Raw genomic sequence first — 19,742 nt, forward strand, 5'->3', positions numbered from 1 at the left:
GGAAACGCAGGGTCCCCGCGTTCCGTTGAACAGGTGCGGGCTGTCACGGGCGGTGCGCACTGTTGGCTGATGCCACACGCGCCGTTCATCTGGCACGCTGGTGGCGTGCTGAGGCTGGCCGGAGCGCGCGTTCTCGACGAACGCGACCTGATCGACGTGCGCGGGGTCTTCGACAACGACCCCGTGGCGGCGTGCATGGTCGCGGCAAGGGTGGAGGTGGCCGGCCTCGACCCGTGGCGGCTCGGCGGCGAGATGTGGGGCTCGGACTCCAGGCCGATCCGGGGCAGGGTGGACGGCCTGTGCTTCTCCGGGCCCAACCTGATCCCGCTCCGCGGCAGCGCGACGGCCATGCGCATGTTCGCCGACCGGGCCAGGCGCCGTGGCCGGATGTGCTCCAGCCTGGTGGGTCCGGCCGAGCAGGTCCTGACGCTGTGGGACGAGCTCCAGCCGGACTGGGGCCCCGCCAGGGAGGTCCGCGCGGAGCAGCCCCTCATGGCGATCTCGGCCGCCCCGAAGATCGCCCCGGACCCGCTGGTCAGGCAGGTGCGGCCGAGCGAACTGGGCCGCTACCTCCCCGCTGCCATCTCGATGTTCATCGAGGAGGTCGGCATCGACCCGTGCGCCGAGGACGGCGGCGCGGGGTACCGGGCGAGGGTGTCCGAGCTCATCGCCGCGGGCAGGGCGTTCGCCAGGTTCGAGAACGGCGAGGTCGTCTTCAAGGCCGAGATCGGCGCCATGTCGAGCCGGGTGGGCCAGATCCAGGGCGTCTGGGTGCGCCCGGACCGCCGGGGTGAGGGCATCGGCACGGCGGGAACGGCGGCGGTGGCCGACCGGCTCACCCGCGTCCTCAACCGCACGGCCAGCCTCTACGTGAACGGCTACAACCACGTCGCGCAGGCCGCCTACCGCAGGATCGGGTTCGAACAAGTCGGGCAGTACGCCACCGTCCTGTTCTGAACGGGCATACTCGCGCGGGTGCGCCTTCTCGCGACGATCACGGTACTGCTGGTGACGGTGAGCGGCTGTGGGCTGTTCAAGTCGGAACCAGGGCCACCGGAGATCACCAACGACTTCCTGGCGAAGCTCGCGTCCGGTGACGTGCAGGGTGCCGCCGGGATGACCGACAACCCCAACGAGGCCAAGGAGACCCTGGAGAAGTTCCGGGCGGCGCTGAAGCCGGAGGGCCTCTCCAGCAAGGTCGACCAGATCCGCAAGAACGGCGAGACGGCGTCCGAGGCGAGCGTCACGCTCGACTGGGACCTCGGCAAGAACCGCCACTGGACGTACCCGACCAGGTTCGACGTGCGCCAGGAGGGCGGCACCTGGAAGGTGCACTGGGCGTCGTCGGTGGCGCATCCGAAGCTCGCCGCGCAGCAGTCCGTCCGGCTCACCGAGCTCAAGCCGGACCCGGCGCCGGTGCTCGACCGCGAGGGCACGCCACTGCTGGCCCCCGAACGCGTCGTCTCGGTGACGCTCGTCGCGAAGGAGGCCGGTGACGTCCCGGCTGTCACGAAGGCGCTCGCGGACGCGCTGAACCCGATCGACCAGGAGATCACCCAGCAGACGATCACCGAGGGCGTCGGCAAGACCCCGGAGGGTCAGGCGTACCACGTGGCGTCGCTGCGGGAGCCGGACTACCTGTCCGTGAAGCCGAGGATCTACGAACTGCCCGGCGTGCGCTTCCCCTCACAGATCACGTTGCTGCCCCCGAGCCGCAACTTCGGCTCGCAGGTGCTGCCCGCCGTGCGCAAGCTGGTCGAGAACGACATCGCCGGCAACGCGGGCTTCCGCGTCAGCACGATCGACGCGCAGGGCGCCGAGATCGACGAGCTGCACTCGAAGGCACCGGAACCCGCGAAGGCCGTGAACATCGCCCTGTCGAGGACGATCCAGGCCGCCGCCGAGGACGCCGTCGAGCCGCTCACGCAGCCCACGGTCCTGGTGGCCATCCAGCCGTCGACCGGCGACATCCTGGCCGTCGCGCAGAACGACCCGGCCGACGCCCAGGGCGCTCTCGCCCTGACCGGCAGGTTCCCGCCCGGCTCGACGCTGAAGGCGGTGTCCGCGCTGGCCGCGATCCAGTCCGGCAAGGTCACCGCCGACACCCCGCTGCCGTGCCCCGGCAAGACCACCATCGACGGCCGCCGGATCGTGCCGAACGCGAACGAGTTCGACAAGGGCACCATCCCGCTGCGCTCGGCGTTCGCGTTCTCCTGCAACACCACGTTCGCCCAGCTCGCCGTCGACATGCCGGCGGACCTGCTGACGAACTCCGCGCTGTCGCTCGGGCTCGGCGTCGACTTCGAGATCGCGGGACTGACCACGATCACCGGTTCCGTGCCGCCCGCGACCGACGTCGTGGAACGGGCCGAGGACGCGTTCGGCCAGGGCAAGGTGCTGGCCTCGCCGTTCGGCATGGCGCTCGTCTCGGCGTCCATCGCGAAGGGCTCGATGCCGGTGCCGCAGCTGGTGCGCGGCAGGGAGACCAAAGCGGACAAACAGCCCGCCGGACCTCCCGCGACCGCGCTCGAACCGGTGCGCCAGATGATGCGCGAGGTCATCGACTACGGCTCTGCACCACAGCTCAAGCCGTACGGAGACGTGAGGGGCAAGACTGGCACCGCACAGTTCGGTGACGGCGTGCACTCACACGGGTGGTTCATGGGCTACCGCGGCGATGTCGCGTTCGCGACGCTCGTTCTCAGCGGGGAGACCTCGACACCGGCCGTGGAGGTGACGGCGAGGTTCCTCAAGGCGGTGCCGTGATGGGCAAGAGCAAAGACCTGACGATGCGCGAACGCCTGATCCGCGCGGGCGTGCTGCTGCCCGCGCCGCGCGTGCCGGAGCCGCGGGCGGAGGACCAGGCTCAGGGTGGTGCGCGCGCGGGCGGCTAATCTGGGGAGCATGGCTGTTCGTGCTCCCCTGCAACCCGGTGTGCAATCTCCGCGGCGTCAGGTGCCCTCGCGCATCGTGCGTCCCGAGTACGTGGGCAAGCCCGCGCCGACGCGCGGCACCGACCCGTGGGTGCAGACGCCGGAGATCATCGACGCCATGCGGATCGCCGGGCGTCTCGCCGCGCAGGCGCTGCAGGAGGCCGGCAAGGTCGTCGTGCCGGGCGTGACGACGGACGAGATCGACGCGGTGGCGCACGAGTTCCTGTGCGACAACGGCGCGTACCCGTCGACGCTGGGCTACCGCGGCTTCCCGAAGTCGTGCTGCACCTCGCTGAACGAGGTCATCTGCCACGGCATCCCGGACAGCACCGTCGTCGAGGACGGCGACATCGTGAACATCGACGTGACGGCGTTCATCGGCGGCGTGCACGGCGACACGAACGCCACGTTCCTCGCGGGCAACGTCTCGGAGGAGGCGAAGCTCCTGGTCGAGCGCACGCACGAGGCGACCATGCGGGCGATCAAGGCCGTGAAGCCCGGCCGCGAGCTCAACGTCGTCGGCCGCGTCATCGAGGCGTACGCGAACCGCTTCGGCTACGGCGTCGTGCGCGACTTCACCGGCCACGGCATCGGCCGCACGTTCCACAGCGGTCTCGTGGTCCTGCACTACGACGAGCCGTCGGTGAAGACGGTGCTGGAGCCCGGCATGACGTTCACGATCGAGCCGATGATCACGCTCGGCGAGTACGAGGGCGAGATGTGGGACGACGGCTGGACCGTCACCACGAAGGACAAGAGCTGGACCGCTCAGTTCGAGCACACGATCGTCGTGACGGAGACGGGCTCGGAGATCCTCACAGTTTGCTGAGCACGGACTTCAGTGCGGCCGCGACCGCCGAGGGTGACGTCGCGGCCGCGAGGTGGTGCGACTCGACGCGCTCGACCGGCCAGCCCAGCTCCGTCGCCCGGGCGGCCGCGTCCTCGTAGTGCGACGACAGCAGCACGTACCCGCACGGCCCGGCCCACTCGACGACCGGGCGCTGCTCCTTCAGGAACTCCCACGGCACCTCGGGTGCCTCGTCGCGCATCTCCTCGCGCAGCCCGGCGGGCACGAGCCGCAGCGGGTCCGAGTCGAACCAGCGGTCCCAGCGCGGCAGCTTGCCGTCGCGCACCGACGCCTTGACCTGGCTGACCAGCGCCGGGTCGACGGTGTCACGCCACGTCCTGCCCGGCGTGGGCAGGTCGGAGTCGAGGAACACCAGGCCCGCCACGTCCAGTTCGAGGGCGTCGGCGAAACCCGGCAGCAACGGTCCCGCGCCGCTGTGGCCGACCAGGACCAGCGGTCCGGCGACGCCGGAGTCCTCCAGGGCGTCCGCGAAAGCGCCGATCAGCCGCTGGTGCACCGGTGCCTCGTTGATCGTCATCTGCAGGTCGACCAGCAGGACGGCCACCCCGTCGGAGGCCAGTTCGTCGGCGAGCGGGCGCATGCTCGACGGGCCGAGGAACGGGCTGTGCATGAGCACGACGGTGAGCATGGGGGTGATGATGGCAGCATTGGCGTCCATGCGGGGCGCGATGTTGATCTGTGGGACGACCTCGGACGCGGGCAAGAGCGTCCTGGTGGCCGGTCTTTGCCGCTTTCTGGCACGCCAGGGCGTCGACGTCGTGCCGTTCAAGGCGCAGAACATGTCGAACAACTCGTTCGTCACACTTGACGGCGGTGAGATCGGGCGCGCCCAGGCGTTGCAGGCGCGGGCGGCTCGCAAGGAGCCCAGCGTCCGGTTCAACCCCGTGCTGCTCAAACCGGGCAGTGACCGCACGTCCCAGGTCGTCGTACTCGGCAAGGCCGTCGGCGAGGTGTCGGCGCTCAGTTACCGCGAGCGCAAGCACCAGCTGCTCGACACCGTTCTGTCCACTTTGGACGGGCTGCGGCGAGACCACGAGGTCGTCATCTGCGAGGGCGCGGGCTCGCCGGCCGAGATCAACCTGCGCGCCGACGACATCGCGAACATGGGGCTCGCGACACGGGCGAACCTGCCGGTGCTCGTGATCGGCGACATCGACCGCGGCGGCGTGTTCGCGCACCTCTTCGGCACGGTCGCGGTGCTGGACGCGGCCGACCAGGCGTTGGTCTCGGGCTTCGTCATCAACAAGTTCCGCGGCGACCAGCGCCTGCTCGAACCCGGCCTGCACCAGCTGCGGGCCCTGACCGGACGACCGGTGCTCGGCGTGCTGCCGTGGCGCGAGGAACTCTGGCTCGACGCCGAGGATTCGTTGTCCTACAACGCGGACGGCGTGATCGGCAGGCCGCGGCCGCCCGTCCGGGACTGGCTGCGCGTGGCCGTGATCCGGTTGCCGCGCATCTCCAACGCCACCGACGCGGAGGCCCTGGCCTGCGAGCCGGGCGTTTCCGTGCGGTTCGTGACCGAGCCGTCCCGGCTGGCCGATGCCGACCTGGTCGTGCTGCCCGGTTCCAAGGCCACCGTCTCCGACCTCGCCTGGTTGCGGGAAACCGGTCTGGCGCAGGCGATCCAGCGCTTCGACGGCCCCGTTCTCGGCATCTGCGGCGGGTTCCAGATGCTGGCGAAGAGCATCGAGGACGACGTGGAGTCCGGGTACGGCACGGTCGACGGCCTCGGCCTGCTCGACGTCGACATCCGGTTCCAGCCGCGGAAGACCCTCGCCACACCGTCGGACACCGCGTGGGACGAACCCGTCACGGGCTACGAGATCCACCACGGCCAGGTCGTCCGCAGCGCCGAGCGGCCGTTGATCGGCGAGGAGGGTGCGCAGACCGACAGGGTGCTCGGCACCCACTGGCACGGCCTGCTGGAGAACGACGCGTTCCGCCGCAGGTTCCTGCGCTGGGCCGCCGACCGCGCGGGACGCGACTTCGAACCGGGCGAGGTGAGCTTCCAGGCCGCCCGCGAGGCCCAGCTCGACCTGCTGGGCGACCTGGTCGCCGACCACCTCGACACGAAGGCCGTCATCGACCTGCTGGAACGAGGGGCTCCGGCCGGACTTCCGTTCGTGCCGCCCGGCGCCCCGCGAACTGCGGAATAGCGAGTCCCAGCAGCACGACGCCGCCCGCGGCCGCCCGCAGCACGGTCAGGTCCTCGCCGAGGAACGCCCACGCCGAGAACATCCCGAACACCGGCACCAGCAACGAGAACGGTGCCACGACGGACGACTCGTACCGGCGCAGCAGGAACCCCCAGATGCCGAACCCGAGCAGCGTCGAGATCCACGCGACGTACCCGATCGCACCGAGCCCGGCCCAGTCGATCTGGCCGAGTGCGCTCATGTCCTCGGTCAACGCCGACAGCGCGAACAGGGGCATCACCGCCACCGCGCTCACCCACACCATGAACCGCAACGTGTCCGCCGGCCGCGCGTACCGCATGAGCACGTTCGACACACCCCAGCACGCCGCAGCCGCGACCACCAGCAGGAACCCGAGCAGCGGTGACGACAGCCCGTAGTCCCAGGCGATCAGCCCGATTCCCGCGACGGCCAGTGCGATCCCGGCGATCTGCACGGGCTTCGGCCGTTCGCGCAACGCGACCGCCGCGAACACGGCCGTGAAGATCACCTGGCTTTGCAGCACGAGGCTGGAGAGCCCGGCGGGCATGCCCGCGTCGAGGCCGATGAACAGGAAGCTGAACTTCGCGACGCCGAGCACCAGCCCGACCGCGATCACCCAGCGCCACGCCACCGATGGCCGTCCGACGAAGAAGATCGCGGGCACCGCCGCCGCGAGGAAGCGCAGTGCGGAGAACAGGATCGGCGGGAACTCGTCGAGACCCACCTTGAGCACGACGAAGTTGAAGCCCCAGATGGCGGCGACCAGCACAGCGAGCAGAACGTGGCGGGGACTCATGCCCTCAAGCTTGCGTGCGACAACTATTTAGCACCAGTTCCGATTTCTAAGGTCTTGGGTTTAGCATCGCTACATGCTGGATCTGGGAAGGCTGAAGGCTCTGCACGCCATCGCCGTGCACGGCACGGTCGGCGCGGCGGCCGAGGTGCTCGGCTACACGCCGTCCGCGGTGTCGCAGCAGATTGCCAAACTCGAACGCGAGACCCGCACCACGCTGCTGGAACGCAGTGGCCGCGGCGTCCGCCTGACCGATGCCGCCCGCCTGCTCGCCGACACCGCGAGCCAGGTCCTCAAGCTCGTGGAGGAGGCCGAGGTGGCGCTGGAGGAACAGAGAGGCGCCGCCATCGGCCGCCTCTGCATCGGCTCGTTCGCCACGGCCGCCCGCGGCCTGCTGCCCGACGTCCTCGTGAGACTGACCGAGCGGCACCCGGCCCTCGACGTACGGCTCACGGAGATCGACCCGCCCTATGCCACCGAGGCCGTCGCACGCGGCGAGCTCGACATGGCGATCGTGCACGACTGGGCGAACACACCCCTGCCCGTGCCGGCGTCGTTGTCGCGCGCGTTCATCGTCAACGACGTCGCGGAGGTGCTGATCCCGGTCACGAACCCGTTGTCGCGCAAGGAGTTCCTCGAACCCGTCGACCTCGCCGGCGAGCGGTGGATCTGCCAGACGGAAGGGTCGATCTGTTTCGACTGGCTGGAGCGGACGTTCCACGGCGCGGGCATCGAACCGGTGGTGGCCTACCGGATCAGCGAGTACCGGACGCAGATGGCGTTGCTGGCCAAGGGGATCGGGGTCGCGCTGATCCCGCGCCTGGGCAGGGGAGAGATGCCGGGCAACGTGCACGCCGTGCCGTTGCGGCCGACGCCGACGCGGCGGTTGTACGCGGTGTGGCGGACGCAGGCGTCTCGCCGCCCGGCCATCACCGCCGCTCTCGACGTGATCAAGCAGATCGCCGTTTAGCCAAGTCGTTCGGCGAGTACTCGCAGCTCTCGTTCGAAGAGGGTGTCGGCGTCGAGGTGCATCGCCGCGAAGCCACCGCCCAGTTCGAGGCTGACGATGCCATGCAGGCGTGACCACACGGAGACCGCCAGCTGGAACTTCTCGGTGCCGGCGCTGCGGGCGGCGAGCACCTGCTCGCTGGTCACCGGACTGAGGTCTCCGGCCGGCACCGGTTCGGCGTCGTCGATGCCGTGCAGGGCCGCCAGCAGGACTTCCATCAGAGAGCGCGCCGCTGCCGCGAGTGGTTCGGTGTGCGCGTCGTACCCCGGCAGCGGCGGCTTGAACAGCAGCTCGTACCGGTGCGGTTCGGCCAGTGCCCAGGCGCGGTACTCGCGGGCCAGCCCCCGGACTCGTTCTTCCGGGTCACTCTGCGTCCGGCCGGCCTCGAACCCTCGTTCCAGCGCCTGGCGCAGGTCGCCGTAGGCGTCGACGACCAGGGCGGTCAGCAGCTCGTCGCGGTTGGCGAAGTAGCGGTAGAGCGCCGTGCCGGACACCCCGAGTTGCTTGGCGATGGCTTTGATCGAGATCGCCTGCGCCCCACCGGTGGTCAGCTGATCGAGCGCTGCCGCCTTGACGTCCTCTCGTACCTGCTCACGGAACCGCTCCCGCATCGGGCTGCGGGCGGTTGCTGGTTGCATCCGGGCCCCCTTTCCTGGTTGCCAACCCTACATCCGATCCCTTCTGTGAGAGGGTCACACAAACGGTTGAGTATCGATCGATAGTGTGTACTATCGCGTCTGGCAGATCCGCTCATCAACGGATCTGTATCACGCAGACATCGCCCCGAACCGAGGGAGAAGCTGGTCATGGGTGTGTCCGGACCGATCGAGGCGCGGTTACCCACGTCTCCGTTCGAGAAGCGCCGCCTCGCGCTGGGCGGTTTGGCCGCGGTGGTGGGCGTGGTGATCCTCGACGCGGCGATGGTGAACCTGGCGACACCGGCGATACGCGCCGGCCTGAGCCTGTCGCACGCCGAGTTGTCCTGGGTCGTCGACGGCTACCTGATCGCCTTCGCGGGTCTGCTGCTCTTGGGTGGCAGGCTCGCCGACGTGGCCGGTGGCCGCCGGGTGTTCATGGCCGGGCTGGCGGTGTACGTGGCCGCGTCGGCGATGTGCGCGCTCGCGGGCGACGGGACCGTCCTCATCGTCGCGCGGATCGTCCAGGGTGCCGGCGCCGCGATCCTGTCGCCGGCGGCGCTCTCCATCGTGCTCGGCCTCTACGCCGCCGGCGAGGAACGACGGCGGGTACTCGGCGTCTGGGGTGGCGTCCTCGGCGCCGGGAGCCTGCTCGGAGTTCTGCTCGGCGGAGCCGTGACCCAGCTACTGGGCTGGCAGGCGATCTTCTGGCTGCCGGTTCCGCTCGGCGTCGCCGTCGCTGTCGTCGTGTACTACGCGGTGGCACCCTCACCGGCTCGGCCGGGCGGTTTCGACCTGCCTGGGGCCGCCGCGATCACCGTGGGGATCTCGGCCCTGGCCCTCGGGCTGATCTCCGCGCCCGACGTCGGGTGGAGCTCGCCGCGGACCGTGGTCAGCCTGCTGGTCGGCGTTGCCGCCTCGGCGGCCTTCGTCGTCATCGAACGGCGTTCCGCTCACCCCCTGGTTCCGCTCGGGATCCTGCGGCGGGGTCCGGTCGTCACGGGCAACGTCGTGATGCTCCTGCTGGGCGCGGTCTCGGTCGGCCTGTTCTTCTTCCTGCCGCAGTACCAGCAGCACGTCCTGCAGATGTCCCCACTGGTGACCGGCCTGAGCCAGCTGCCGATCGCGGTGATGATCACGCTGGGCGGGTTCGGCGCGCCCTGGCTCGCCCGGCTGGTGGGATCGCGGACGGCGACGGCGGGCGCCATGGCCGCGCTCCTGGCAGGTCTGCTGTGGCTCACCCTGGCCGACGCCGACGCCGGATACCCCGTCGCGCTGCTGGGTCCCTTCCTGCTGATCGGCGTCGGTCTCGGCCTCGGATTCGTCTACGCCACCACGGTCGCCGTGGCCGGCGCGGCGGCGGCCGAGGCGGGCCTGGTCAGCGGTCTGATCACCGCCGCGCGACAGCTGGGCGGTGCCCTCGGGCTCGCTGCCCTGATCGCCGTGGCCACCGACACCGGACCCGGCGGCGAAGCGAGCGGGTTCGCCTACCAGGCGGCCTTCCTCGGCCTGGCGGTGCCCGCGTTGGCCGCCCTCGCGCTGTCCCTCCTCCCCGTCACCCATCGTCGAACCGAAGCGGAGCAGAGCTCATGACCACACCGACCGTGTTGGTGACCGGCGCGACCAGAGGGATCGGCGCGTTGCTCGTCCCCGCGCTGCAGGCCCGTGGGCTCTCGGTGCGCGCGATGGTGCGCACACCGGGCAAGGAGGCGACGTTGCCGGAAGGGGTCGGCTTCGTCTTCGCGGACCTGCGCGATCCCAAGTCGATCGCCGCCGCTCTTCACGGAGTGGACGCGGTGTTCCTGAACAGTCCCTCCACACCGGACGCCGCCGACCTCCAGATCCGGTTCGCCGATCTCGCGGTGCGGGCAGGAGTGTCCCGGTTGGCGTTGCTGTCCCAGTACGCCGCGAAGACCAACTCTCCCGTGCGCTTCCTGCGCTGGCACGCCGCGGTGGAGGAGCACGTGCGTGCGCTCGGAACAGAGCACATTGTCTTGCGCCCCAACCTTTTCCTGCAGGGGATACTGGCCTTCGCCGGCATGATCGGCGCGAGCGGGACGTTCGGTGCTCCGATCGGCGGCGCCGCGGTCAGCGCGATCGACACCCGTGACGTCGCCGACGCGGCGGCGGCCGTTCTGGCGGAGTCCGGGCACGGCGGCCGCACGTACACCTTGACCGGGCCACGCGCGGTGACGCACCACGAGATCGCCCACGCGCTGTCCCGCGCGACCGGCCGGACCATCACGTTCACCGACGTGCCCGGTCCGGCGTTCGCCGCTTCCCTGCGCGGGATTCTGCCGGAGTGGCAGGCCGACGGCCTGGTGGAGGACTACGCGCACTACGCCAGAGGTGAAGCGGCCACCGTCCACAGCGACGTCGCGATCCTCACCGGCCGTCCGGCGCGGGACCTGGCCGACTTCGCCCACGACCACGCCAGCGCGTTCCTCCCCAGCCGCTGAACCACCCCTGACGGCCTCGGGTCCGTTGCCGTCGTCCATTCCTTCTTCAGCACGGCAGTTTCCGGTGAATTGGAGCTCTGAATGATCACCTCATCCCTGTCCAGAACCGCCCGGCGTCGCTGGTGGTGGGCGTCGTGGGGGCTGACCGCGGTGCTGGCGATCGGCATCGCCGGCTATGCCGTCCCGCCGTACCTGAGCGGGAACCCGGAGGCCAGCAACGTGCCGGTCGACCCGGACGTGGCTCTGCACTACCTCACCCTCGCGGTGCACGCCCTCCCCGGAGGTCTGGCCCTGATCATCGGCCCGTTCCAGTTCGTGAGCCGGCTGCGTGCGCGCAATCCCCGGCTGCACCGGCTGCTCGGCCGGATCTACCTGATCTCCGTCGTGGTCGCCTCGGTCGCGTCGTTGTTCGCCGCCACGTTCTCGCTCGGCGGGTTCTCGATCCGGGTCGCGTTCTACATCCTCACCGTGGCATGGCTGTTCACCGCCGCCAAGGCCTACCGCACCATCCGGCGCGGTGAGGTGGCGCTGCACCGGGTGTGGATGATCCGCAACTACACCCTCACCTTCGCCGCCGTGACCCTGCGCATCTACCTGACCACCGGGCTCGCGGTGAAGTCGTCGTTCCCCGGGCTGGAGTTCGAGGAGATCTACGATGTCTCCGGGTGGGCGTCCATCCTGGTCAACGTCCTGGTGGCCGAGTACTTCATCATCCAGCGCACCCTGGCGCCCCTGGCCCGGTCGCGCAGGTCCGAGTCCGAGGGCTCAGGGAACCGGGCCGAGCGTGCGGTAGCTCCCGCGCAGTGAGCTGATCGACTGCGGCGTCGTGGGGGTGGGACCCCAGTCGTAGGGGGCACCCCACTGCACGACGGCGATGCGCAGGTCGGGGTTCCGCAGGCGCTGGTGCAGGGTCAGGAGCAGGCCGGTGCAGCTCGGGCAGGGGCTGTGCGAGATGTTGATCTGGATCGTGCGCACCCGTTTCGCCCAGCTCGGGTCGTTCGCGATGAACGTCGTGATCTGGGACAGCACCCGTGCTTCGGCGTGGGTGTCCGGTGTCGCGTCACCCGTGGCGCGCGTGACCAGTTCGAGCGGCTTCTCGACGTGGTGGGACGCGGCGGTCGCGCCGATCACGAACCCGCCCGTCTGCCCGGTCGTCGTGCTGTCCGAACGGTCCATGGGGTGTGCGGTGCGGTTCCCCGCGCCGCGGACCTTCCTGGTGTCGGTCTCGGTGCCCGCGGGTCTGCCGCCACTGGTCGGGTACGGCCCCTCTCCGGCGAGGCAGTCGACCAGGAAGGTCGCCACGCAGCGAACGCTCCCGGCGGCCTTCTTCCCCGCTCCGGTGGTGTAGGCGGGTACCTGACCGGCGAGCAGCATCCGTTGCCTGTGGACGGCGTCGAAGACGACCTTGAGACTCGCCCCGAGTGCCGACTGCTTGCGGGCCAGGCTGTTCTTGTGGTTGAACCTGTCGCGCTCGTCGTAGGGCATCTTCACGTCGGTGGTCAGGTTCTGCAGCCGGGAGCGCGCGGTGGCGACGTGCCCCTGGAGTTCGGTCCGCTTGGCCCGTTGCGCTGCCGAGCCGGTGGGGAAGCCGTTGATCTGGGCCGAGTAGTGGTCGAGCAACGCCCCCGCCTCGGTCGGCGTGCTCGCGACCATCACCCGGCGGGCACCGGTCTTCTCGATCCACACCTTGTGCGACTCACCGCCGCCCTGGAAGCCGAACAGACCGGGGATGGCCGCCGCCCAGTCCCTCACCTTCGCCTTGCCCGCCTCGACCTTGCCCCTCACCCACGCCTTGCCCGCCGCCACCTTGGCCTTCACCTTGCCGCTGATGCCCTTGGCGGCCCTGATGATCGGACCGGCCAGCGTCAGGCCCTTCTTGATCACCCAGTCCAGCGCCTTGTTCACCGGCCTCTGCAGGGTCTCGATGATCGACCGGATCTTCGCGCCGATGCCGCCCAGCCCGATGGCGCTCGCGAGGAAGCCGATGATGATCGGGACCATCTGGCCGAGCACGTCGTTGATCTTGTTGACGACGCCGCTCACGTTGCCGCGCACGATGTCGGCCACCGAGTCGATCACGGTGTTGACGAACTTCATGATGCGGCTGCCGTTGGTCACGAAGAACATCACGACGTCGTAGATGAGCTTGCAGGCCTTGATGAATGCCGCGGCGGGGTTGAGCAGGCCGATCAGCCACGTGAGGCCGGCGGTGATGATCTTCGTGATCACGAAGTCCTTCACCTGGGCGAGGATGGTCTCCTTGATGTCGCCGAGCTTCTCCATCAGCATCTGCCACAGGCCCGCGACGCCCTGCGACGTCAGGACCTGGAAGATCTCGACGCCCTTCTCGGCCGCGGCCATGGCCTTCTCGCCGATCTGGCGCACCAGGCGGTTGCGGATGTTGGCCCAGGTGAGGCCGAAGATCGACGCCAGCAGCTTGACGATGCCGCGCAGGTCGAACTTCTCCGGCAGCTCGACACCGGCCTCGGCCAGCGCGCCGAAGAGCCAGCCCATCAGGCCCTTGCGCAGGTGGTCGAGGATGTTGTCCTTGAACTTGAGGATGCCGCCCTTCACGCCGGCGATCAGGTTGCCGAGGAACTCGACGGGTTTGGAGATGATGTCGCCGACGACCCCGGCGGCGCGGGAGAGCACGTCGCGCAGCATTCCGGCGAGCTCGCGGATGGTGTTGACCACGCCCTTGACGGCGTCGATCGCGGCGTCGACGAAGCCCTTGTTCTCCGCCCGCATCGCCTCGATGCGCTCGTCGAGTCCCTGGTGTGCCTCGACGTACTTGCTGGCCAGCGTGTCGACGACGGCGTTCTGCTTGTCGGTGACGTCGCTTTCCAGTCGCTCGAACCTCGCGTTGATCTCCTCGGACGCCTCGGCGCCGACCTTGCGCAGCTCGGGCGACAGCGTCTTGACGAACGCGGCGATCTCGGCCTTGCCGGTCGCGATCCGTTGCTTGGCGGCGGAAAGGTCGCCGCCCACGATGTCGGCGACGCGGGAGATCACGCCGTCCATCCGCTTGAGGTAGAGCTCGCGGCCGGCCGTGTAGAACTCGTTCACCTTGTCCGGCATGCCGAGCAGCTTGTCCTTGGCCCAGCGGAAACCGCCGAGCCAGCCGCTGTAGCGGTCCTGCTTGTATGCGCCGACCTTGGCGGCCACGAACGACTCGAACGCCTGCTTCGCCTGCGCCTCGCCCTTCGCGAACTCCGCCTCCACCTTCGGGTCGATGCCGTCGAGGATCTTCTTCACCTCGGCCTCGGTCGCCGCGAAGATGCCCTGGATCTTCGTCGTCACCTCGGCGCGTTTGGCCTCGTCCTTGGTCTTCGTCTTTCCCTTGTCCGCCACCAGGTTCGCCAGCGCGGCACCCTTGGCGCCCTGCATCCCGGCGACGCCCGCGGCCGTCTCGGCGGTCGCGTCGGCCTTGGCCTGGCCGAGCAACTGCTGTTCCTGCGCGCGGAACTGGGCCGGTGCGGTGCCGGCGTGTGCGGCGGCGGTCTGCTTGGCGTCCAGCGCCTGCTGGAACTGCGGCTCGTTCGACTGCCGCAGCTGCTCGTCGGTGACATCGCCCTGTTCCTGGGCGACCTGCTGCTTGCCCGCGCTGAGGTCGGTCTGGGCCGGCGCCGCGGGCTTGGGCACGGCACCGGTGGCCGGGATCGGCACGGCCGCGCCGGGATTCTCCCGCGCCATCGGCGTGACGGGCTTCGGCACGGCCTTCGACTGGTCCGGCGGCGCGTCGGTGGCCGCCTCGATGTCCTTGGCCTGGCCCTCCTTGCCCTGGGAGACCATGCCCTTCACCTCGGCGCCGACGCCGTCGGCCTTGCCGGACGGTGAGGTCGCCTCCTGCAACGTCTTGGGCGACTTGGCCTCGATCGCGGTCTTCACCGCCGCGATGAACGCCTGCTTGTCGAACGAGCCCGCCTGCTGCGCGTCCATCGAGTCGACCTTGGCGGCCTTCGCCTGGCCCGCCAGGTCGTCCGCCGGCGCCTGCGCGGCGTCCTGCGCCTCCTTCGCCTTCGCCGAGGCGGGCGGATGCGCCTTCTTGGCCGCCGCGAACGCCTTGACCTTCTCGGTCACCTGCACGAACGCCGGGTCGGCCGCGGCGACGGCCGGAACCGCGGGCGCCGCGGCGGGTTTCGGTGCCGGGCCGCCGGTCTTGGCCGCCGGTTTCGCGCCCGCCTTGCCCAGCTTGGGCTTCGCGGGCACCGGCTTCGCGGGTGGTACCGGCTTCTTGGGCTGCACCGAGTTCGGCCCGAACCCCGTCGTCGTCACGGCCAGCGCGGACGCCGGTGGCTTCGGGCCCTCCATCGTCACCGGCACCCCGGCCGACTGCGCCGCCTTGAGGCCCTTCTCCACAGTGTCGATGTCGGGCTCGCCGCGTTTGACCTCCTTCAGCGCCGCGTCGATGTTCGCCTCGTCCGGCTGCTTCTGCTTGGCCGCCATGAGCGCGCCCACGGCCGCGTTGCCCGCGTCTCGTTGCAACGCGAGCAGGGCGTGCGGGGTCCCGGGTACAGCCGTCTTGCGTTTGCCGTCCGCGAGGGCGCTCGTGGTCTCGGCCTTCGCGTCGGCTTCCCGGCGTGCGGCGACCATGGTCCGAGCCTGAACCACCGCCCACGCGCGCGACACGGCCGCCAGACACCCGCAGGGGTACGAAAATCCGCCCTAAGGGGCAGCGACCACGTGCTCTTTCTTCGGTGCCATCACCTTCAGCACCGCCTTGGCCTCGCGGACCACACCGGCCATGTCCTTCTTCGTGGTCCTGAAATACGGCTCGATCGTCAGCGTCGCGGTGTCCTTGGTCTCCACCACGTTCCACGTGCCGCGCAGGAACCCGTCCACGAGGAACGTCGGCGGGAACACGCCGTTGCGCACCGCACCCCACCGCGAGCGCGCGTCCTCGCTCATGATCCGCGTCCGGTCGGCGTGCCCGAGCAACACGTTGTCGAACGCGGGCAACAACCGCGCGGGCGCCGGCACGTCCTCGGACACGATCACGCCGTCCGGCACGTCCAGCAGCACCTTGCCGGCCTCGTTGCGGTACTCGACGAGCTCCAGGTCCGCCGCGTGCGCCTTCAGCCCGATCAACCGCGACCAGGCCTGCATGTCCGCGAGCGTCGCCGGCCCGAACGCCCGCAGGTACCGCTTGATCAGCTCACCCACCGCGGCCCGCTCCGGCAGGTCCCGCCCGAGCCACGTGGCCATCGCGACGTTCTGCGGAATGCCGCCCACACCCCAGATTCCGCGCGGCGGCACCTGGATCATCGGCACCAGCATCTGCGCCTGCGTCGACAGCTCGCGCGCCTTCGCCTCGGGGAAGTGCTCCTCGAGGTGCGCGCCGATCTCCGCGACCGTGCGCGGTTCGGCGTCGATGTAGTCACGCGTGATCCGGGCCAGCTTGTCCAGGTCGATCTCGACGCGGGTCGCGGGCGGCATCACGATCTTCGCCCACTTGTCGAGCTCCGGCTGCAACGCCGTGCGCATCAGGTAGACGTCGTCGGCCGAGATGAGGTGCAACGTGCCGCGCCACAACGTCATCCGCACCAGCGAGCGGTCGATGATGAGCTTGCTCAGCGCGTCGACCCTGTATGGCTTGAGCCGCGTCCACAGCGCGAGGTAGGGCGGAACCGGTGCCTGCGCCTGCAGGCCGCCGAGGTGCTCGACGGCCTGCACGATCGGCATGTCGGTGCGCTCCAGCAGCAGCTGCCGGGCCAGCAGCGTCCGGTTCAGCGTGCGGTGGGAAAGTGTTGTGCTCACAGTGATCCGAAGAACTTCCTGATGTCTTGGACCAGCAGGTCCGGCTCCTCCATCGCGGCGAAGTGGCCGCCGCGGTCGAACTCCGTCCAGTGCACGATCGACGGGATCATCTTCTCCGCGAGCGACCGCACCGGCAGGCTGAGGTCGTGCGGGAAGACCGCGACACCGGTCGGCACCGTCGACGGCTGTTGCTGCCCCCAGGACGCCGCCTGTTCCTTGTAGAGCGCCGCGGACGAGCCCGCCGTGCCGGTGAACCAGTAGATGGACACGTTGGTCAGCATGTGGTCGCGGTCCACCGCGTCCTCGGGTACGCCCTCGTTGTCCGTCCAGTCGTGGAACTTCTCCGCGATCCACGCGAGTTGCCCGACCGGCGAGTCCGTCAGCGCGTAGGAGAGCGTGCGCGGCCGGCTGCGTTGCAGGTGCATGTAGCCGGAGAGCTCCTTCTGGTAGTGGTCCAGGGACTCCAGCGCCCGCAACTCCTCCGGCGACAGGTCGTTGACCCCGGACGGCCGGAACGTCTGCAGCATGTTCACGTGCACGCCGACGACCTGCTCGGGGAACACGCGGCCGATCTCCTGCGCGATGCCGGAGCCCCAGTCACCGCCCTGCGTGCCGTAGCGGTCGTAGCCCAGGCCCTCCATCAGCTTCGCGAACGCCCACGAGACGCGCAGGACGTTCCAGCCGGGCTTGCGCACGGGGCCGGAGAAGGCGAAGCCGGGAATCGAGGGGATCACCAGGTGGAAGTCGCGCGACAGCGGCTCGATCACGTCCAGGAACTCGGCGAACGAGCCGGGCCAGCCGTGGATCAGCAGCAACGGCAACGCGTCGGGGTTCTTCGACCGGACGTGCAGGAAGTGGATGCGCTGCCCGCTGATCTCGGTCGTGAACTGGGGGTGGGAGTTGATCCGCTCCTCCTGCGCGCGCCAGTCGAACCCGTCGCGCCAGTACTCGGCGAGCGGGCGCAGGTAGCTCAGCGGGATGCCGTAGGACCAGCCGACGCCCGGCAGGTCGTCCTCCGGCCAGCGGGTGCCGGCCAGGCGGGCACGGAGGTCGTCGACCTCGGCCTGCGGGATCTCGATGCGGAACGGCGTGATCTCCATGGCCCCCACGCTATGAGCTCATGCGGACACCTTCAGTCCGCGATCAGCAGAACTTCTCGATCAGCTCCTCGAAGAATCCGCCCGCCTCGATCGCCGCCTTCTCCTCGTCACCGTCACGGACCGCGTGCAGCAGCCCGGTGTGCGACACCTGGTCGGCGCCAGGCTGGCTGGTGTCGACAGATGCCGCCACCGAAGCCTTCACGGCCTCGGTCAAGCCCTGGTAGAGCTCGGCTAGAAGCGCGTTGTGCGAGCACTGCACCAGCAGCACGTGGAACGCGGTGTCGTGCTCGACCACCTCGGGCCACTGCTCGGCCTCCACGGCCGTGTCCCGCTTGCGCAGCAACTCGGTGAGACGTGCCAGCTCGGCGTCCGTGCGGTGCCTGGCGGCCAGGCGCGCGCCCTCCATCTCGAGGGTGCGGCGGACCTGCAGCACCTCCTTCAGTTCGGTGCCGCACATGCGGCGGACCGCGCCGGACAGCTCGCTGGTCGCGCGGACGAACGTGCCGTCGCCCTGGCGCACCTCCAGCAGGCCCGCGTGCGAGAGCGCCCGCACGGCCTCGCGGACCGTGTTCCGGCCCACCCCGAGCGCGGTGACCAGCTCGGGCTCGGGCGGGATGCGCTGCCCGACGGGCCATTCACCAGTCGTGATCGTGCTGCGCATTTGCTCGATCACCTGGTCGACGAGGCCCGCCCGTCGGGTAGTGGCCAACGGCACAGCGTGATCCTTTCATCCGAACATCCTACGTCTGCGATAGTAGTGCGCGTGACGATGAAGCAGCCGACTCTGTCCGCACACCCTGCCACCGATCGCGGTCGCAGGGTGGCGGTCGTCGAGAATCGCCACGTTCCGCTGGTCGGGTCGACGCTGCTCGCGATCGGGGTCGCCCTCGCTGCCGCGAATCTCCGCCCGGCGGTGACCAGTCTGGCCTCGGTGCTCGGCGATGTCCGCGCCGCCCTGGGCGTTTCGGCCGCTTGGACCAGTGCGTTGACGGCCGTTCCGGCGCTCTGCTTCGGCTTCGCGGCGTTCGCGGCCCCCTGGCTGAGTCGCCGCCTCGGCATGGCCCGCGCGATCGGACTCTCGCTGGGGGTGCTCACGCTCGGCCTGGTGCTGCGCGTGATCGACGGACCGTGGGTCGTGCTGGGCGGCACCTTCATCGCGTGCGCGGGCATCGCGGTGTCCAACGTACTGATCCCGGTGGTGGTGAAGGCGTCCTTCCCGAACAAGGTCGGCCTGCTCACCGGTGTCTACACGGGAACGCTCGCCGCGGGCGCCGCGCTGGCCGCCGCCGCGACACCGCGCCTGGAGGACTACCTCGGCTCGTGGCGGCTCGCGGTCGGCGCCTGGGCGTTGCTGTCGGCCGGTGCGGTGATCGTGTGGTTCGCCGGTGCGCGCCACGGTGCCGCGTCGACCGTCGTGCGCTCGGTTGCCCCGGCCGAGAAGCGCTCGTTGCTGCGCAGCCCGCTGGCGTGGGTGATCACCGTGTTCTTCGGCCTGCAGTCGTTGTTCGCCTACACCGTCATGGGCTGGCTGCCCGCGATGCTCGTCGACGCCGGCGTGGACCGGAATACCGCCGGCATGTTGCTGGCCGTGTCGATGCTGCTCGGCGTTCCGGTGAGCCTGTTCGTGCCGCCGATCGCCGCGCGGTTCTCGAGCCAGGTCCCGATGGTGCTGGTGCTCGGCGTGCTGTCGTTCGCGGGCATCCTCGGCATGCTGGTGGCGCCCGCCGCCGCGCCCGGCCTGTGGATGGTGCTGATCGGGTTCGGCATGGGCATGTTCCCGCTGGCGCTGCTCATCATGTCGTTGCGCACGAAGTCCACTTCGGACACTGCCAGGCTCTCCGCGATGGCGCAGAGCCTCGGCTATCTGATCGCGGCGTCCGGGCCCTTCGCGTTCGGTGTGCTGCGCGAGTCCACCGGCACGTGGACGGTGTCGCTGACGCTGCAGCTGGTGCTGCTCGCCGCGCTCACCGTGCTGGGCATGATCGCCGGACGCCCGCGCTACGTCTAGGGC

At 69.9% G+C, this 19,742-nt stretch carries 17 protein-coding genes; 10 read left to right on the forward strand and 7 right to left on the reverse strand.

Annotated features, from left to right (window positions below):
• The first annotated feature begins 105 nt into the window (after positions 1 to 105).
• From ACRSBM_RS04755 to map, 4 genes are read left to right on the forward strand one after another with little or no spacing between them, the layout of a single operon-like run.
• A complete protein-coding gene (locus ACRSBM_RS04755; protein WP_434452967.1) occupies positions 106 to 957 on the forward strand; it encodes a GNAT family N-acetyltransferase in 852 nt (283 codons plus the stop codon).
• Between the two features lie 18 nt (positions 958 to 975).
• Complete coding sequence (locus tag ACRSBM_RS04760) at positions 976 to 2,766, forward strand: penicillin-binding transpeptidase domain-containing protein (protein ID WP_434440094.1); 1,791 nt, start codon at positions 976 to 978, stop codon at positions 2,764 to 2,766.
• A complete protein-coding gene (locus ACRSBM_RS04765; RefSeq protein WP_434440096.1) occupies positions 2,766 to 2,894 on the forward strand; it encodes a hypothetical protein in 129 nt (42 codons plus the stop codon). Before ACRSBM_RS04760 ends, ACRSBM_RS04765 begins: the two co-directional genes overlap by 1 nt.
• Positions 2,895 to 2,904: 10 nt before the next feature.
• Positions 2,905 to 3,762, forward strand: coding sequence for a type I methionyl aminopeptidase (map, locus tag ACRSBM_RS04770; RefSeq protein ID WP_434440098.1), 858 nt, complete (start codon positions 2,905 to 2,907; stop codon positions 3,760 to 3,762).
• Here map and ACRSBM_RS04775 read toward each other — a convergent pair.
• Positions 3,749 to 4,429, reverse strand: coding sequence for a hypothetical protein (locus ACRSBM_RS04775; RefSeq protein ID WP_434440099.1), 681 nt, complete (start codon positions 4,427 to 4,429; stop codon positions 3,749 to 3,751). The two genes, map and ACRSBM_RS04775, sit on opposite strands and share 14 nt — an antisense overlap.
• Before the next feature lie 28 nt (positions 4,430 to 4,457).
• Here ACRSBM_RS04775 and ACRSBM_RS04780 point away from each other — a divergent pair, with 28 nt between their 5' ends.
• Positions 4,458 to 5,957, forward strand: coding sequence for a cobyric acid synthase (locus ACRSBM_RS04780; RefSeq protein ID WP_434452969.1), 1,500 nt, complete (start codon positions 4,458 to 4,460; stop codon positions 5,955 to 5,957).
• Here the strand turns inward: ACRSBM_RS04780 and ACRSBM_RS04785 are convergent.
• Positions 5,881 to 6,774 (reverse strand): EamA family transporter, encoded by an 894-nt coding sequence (locus ACRSBM_RS04785; RefSeq protein ID WP_434440100.1) that lies wholly within the window; start codon positions 6,772 to 6,774, stop codon positions 5,881 to 5,883. The genes ACRSBM_RS04780 and ACRSBM_RS04785 overlap by 77 nt on opposite strands.
• 73 nt (positions 6,775 to 6,847) lie before the next feature.
• Between ACRSBM_RS04785 and ACRSBM_RS04790 the strand changes: the two genes are divergently transcribed.
• Positions 6,848 to 7,741, forward strand: a complete 894-nt coding sequence (locus ACRSBM_RS04790) for a LysR family transcriptional regulator (protein WP_434440102.1) — start codon at positions 6,848 to 6,850, stop codon at positions 7,739 to 7,741.
• Here the strand turns inward: ACRSBM_RS04790 and ACRSBM_RS04795 are convergent.
• Entirely contained in the window at positions 7,738 to 8,418 is a 681-nt protein-coding gene (locus ACRSBM_RS04795; protein WP_434440103.1) for a TetR/AcrR family transcriptional regulator, read from the reverse strand. The two genes, ACRSBM_RS04790 and ACRSBM_RS04795, sit on opposite strands and share 4 nt — an antisense overlap.
• Before the next feature lie 168 nt (positions 8,419 to 8,586).
• On the opposite strand from ACRSBM_RS04795, the gene ACRSBM_RS04800 reads away from it, so the two are divergent.
• The 3 genes from ACRSBM_RS04800 to ACRSBM_RS04810 all read left to right on the forward strand — a co-directional run bounded on the left by ACRSBM_RS04800 (position 8,587) and on the right by ACRSBM_RS04810 (position 11,681).
• Entirely contained in the window at positions 8,587 to 10,008 is a 1,422-nt protein-coding gene (locus ACRSBM_RS04800; RefSeq protein WP_434440104.1) for an MFS transporter, read from the forward strand.
• A complete protein-coding gene (locus ACRSBM_RS04805; protein WP_434440106.1) occupies positions 10,005 to 10,874 on the forward strand; it encodes an NmrA family NAD(P)-binding protein in 870 nt (289 codons plus the stop codon). The genes ACRSBM_RS04800 and ACRSBM_RS04805 overlap by 4 nt, the downstream gene beginning before the upstream one ends.
• A gap of 81 nt (positions 10,875 to 10,955) precedes the next feature.
• Positions 10,956 to 11,681: a DUF2306 domain-containing protein gene (locus tag ACRSBM_RS04810; protein WP_434440107.1), complete on the forward strand. Its 726-nt coding sequence runs from the start codon at positions 10,956 to 10,958 to the stop codon at positions 11,679 to 11,681.
• Here the strand turns inward: ACRSBM_RS04810 and ACRSBM_RS04815 are convergent.
• The 4 genes from ACRSBM_RS04815 to ACRSBM_RS04830 form a co-directional block, all read right to left on the reverse strand.
• Complete coding sequence (locus ACRSBM_RS04815; RefSeq protein WP_434440109.1) at positions 11,640 to 15,467, reverse strand: hypothetical protein; 3,828 nt, start codon at positions 15,465 to 15,467, stop codon at positions 11,640 to 11,642. The genes ACRSBM_RS04810 and ACRSBM_RS04815 overlap by 42 nt on opposite strands.
• A 72-nt stretch (positions 15,468 to 15,539) precedes the next feature.
• The gene (locus tag ACRSBM_RS04820; protein ID WP_434440111.1) at positions 15,540 to 16,631 is read right to left on the reverse strand and encodes a winged helix DNA-binding domain-containing protein; all 1,092 of its coding nucleotides are present in this window, start codon (positions 16,629 to 16,631) and stop codon (positions 15,540 to 15,542) included.
• Positions 16,628 to 17,731, reverse strand: coding sequence for an epoxide hydrolase family protein (locus tag ACRSBM_RS04825; protein WP_434440113.1), 1,104 nt, complete (start codon positions 17,729 to 17,731; stop codon positions 16,628 to 16,630). The genes ACRSBM_RS04820 and ACRSBM_RS04825 overlap by 4 nt, the downstream gene beginning before the upstream one ends.
• A 43-nt stretch (positions 17,732 to 17,774) precedes the next feature.
• Positions 17,775 to 18,446, reverse strand: a complete 672-nt coding sequence (locus ACRSBM_RS04830) for a FadR/GntR family transcriptional regulator (RefSeq protein WP_434440114.1) — start codon at positions 18,444 to 18,446, stop codon at positions 17,775 to 17,777.
• 54 nt (positions 18,447 to 18,500) lie between these two features.
• Here ACRSBM_RS04830 and ACRSBM_RS04835 point away from each other — a divergent pair, with 54 nt between their 5' ends.
• Positions 18,501 to 19,739 carry a CynX/NimT family MFS transporter gene (locus ACRSBM_RS04835; protein ID WP_434452971.1) on the forward strand — a complete coding sequence of 413 codons (1,239 nt, stop codon included), beginning with the start codon at positions 18,501 to 18,503 and terminating at the stop codon, positions 19,737 to 19,739.
• Positions 19,740 to 19,742: the final 3 nt, after the last annotated feature.

The sequence above is a fragment of the Lentzea xerophila genome, from assembly GCF_051094245.1.
In the GTDB taxonomy this organism is placed as follows: Bacteria; Actinomycetota; Actinomycetes; order Mycobacteriales; family Pseudonocardiaceae; genus Lentzea; species Lentzea xerophila.

Coding starts and splice junctions, on each gene's coding strand:
- ACRSBM_RS04765 (WP_434440096.1), top strand. CDS start 2,766: ATGGGCAAGAGCAAAGACCTGACGATGCGCGAACGCCTGATCCGCGCG.
- map (WP_434440098.1), top strand. CDS start 2,905: ATGGCTGTTCGTGCTCCCCTGCAACCCGGTGTGCAATCTCCGCGGCGT.
- ACRSBM_RS04775 (WP_434440099.1), bottom strand. CDS start 4,429: ATGCTCACCGTCGTGCTCATGCACAGCCCGTTCCTCGGCCCGTCGAGC.
- ACRSBM_RS04780 (WP_434452969.1), top strand. CDS start 4,458: ATGCGGGGCGCGATGTTGATCTGTGGGACGACCTCGGACGCGGGCAAG.
- ACRSBM_RS04785 (WP_434440100.1), bottom strand. CDS start 6,774: ATGAGTCCCCGCCACGTTCTGCTCGCTGTGCTGGTCGCCGCCATCTGG.
- ACRSBM_RS04790 (WP_434440102.1), top strand. CDS start 6,848: ATGCTGGATCTGGGAAGGCTGAAGGCTCTGCACGCCATCGCCGTGCAC.
- ACRSBM_RS04795 (WP_434440103.1), bottom strand. CDS start 8,418: ATGCAACCAGCAACCGCCCGCAGCCCGATGCGGGAGCGGTTCCGTGAG.
- ACRSBM_RS04800 (WP_434440104.1), top strand. CDS start 8,587: ATGGGTGTGTCCGGACCGATCGAGGCGCGGTTACCCACGTCTCCGTTC.
- ACRSBM_RS04805 (WP_434440106.1), top strand. CDS start 10,005: ATGACCACACCGACCGTGTTGGTGACCGGCGCGACCAGAGGGATCGGC.
- ACRSBM_RS04810 (WP_434440107.1), top strand. CDS start 10,956: ATGATCACCTCATCCCTGTCCAGAACCGCCCGGCGTCGCTGGTGGTGG.
- ACRSBM_RS04815 (WP_434440109.1), bottom strand. CDS start 15,467: ATGGTCGCCGCACGCCGGGAAGCCGACGCGAAGGCCGAGACCACGAGC.
- ACRSBM_RS04825 (WP_434440113.1), bottom strand. CDS start 17,731: ATGGAGATCACGCCGTTCCGCATCGAGATCCCGCAGGCCGAGGTCGAC.
- ACRSBM_RS04835 (WP_434452971.1), top strand. CDS start 18,501: ATGAAGCAGCCGACTCTGTCCGCACACCCTGCCACCGATCGCGGTCGC.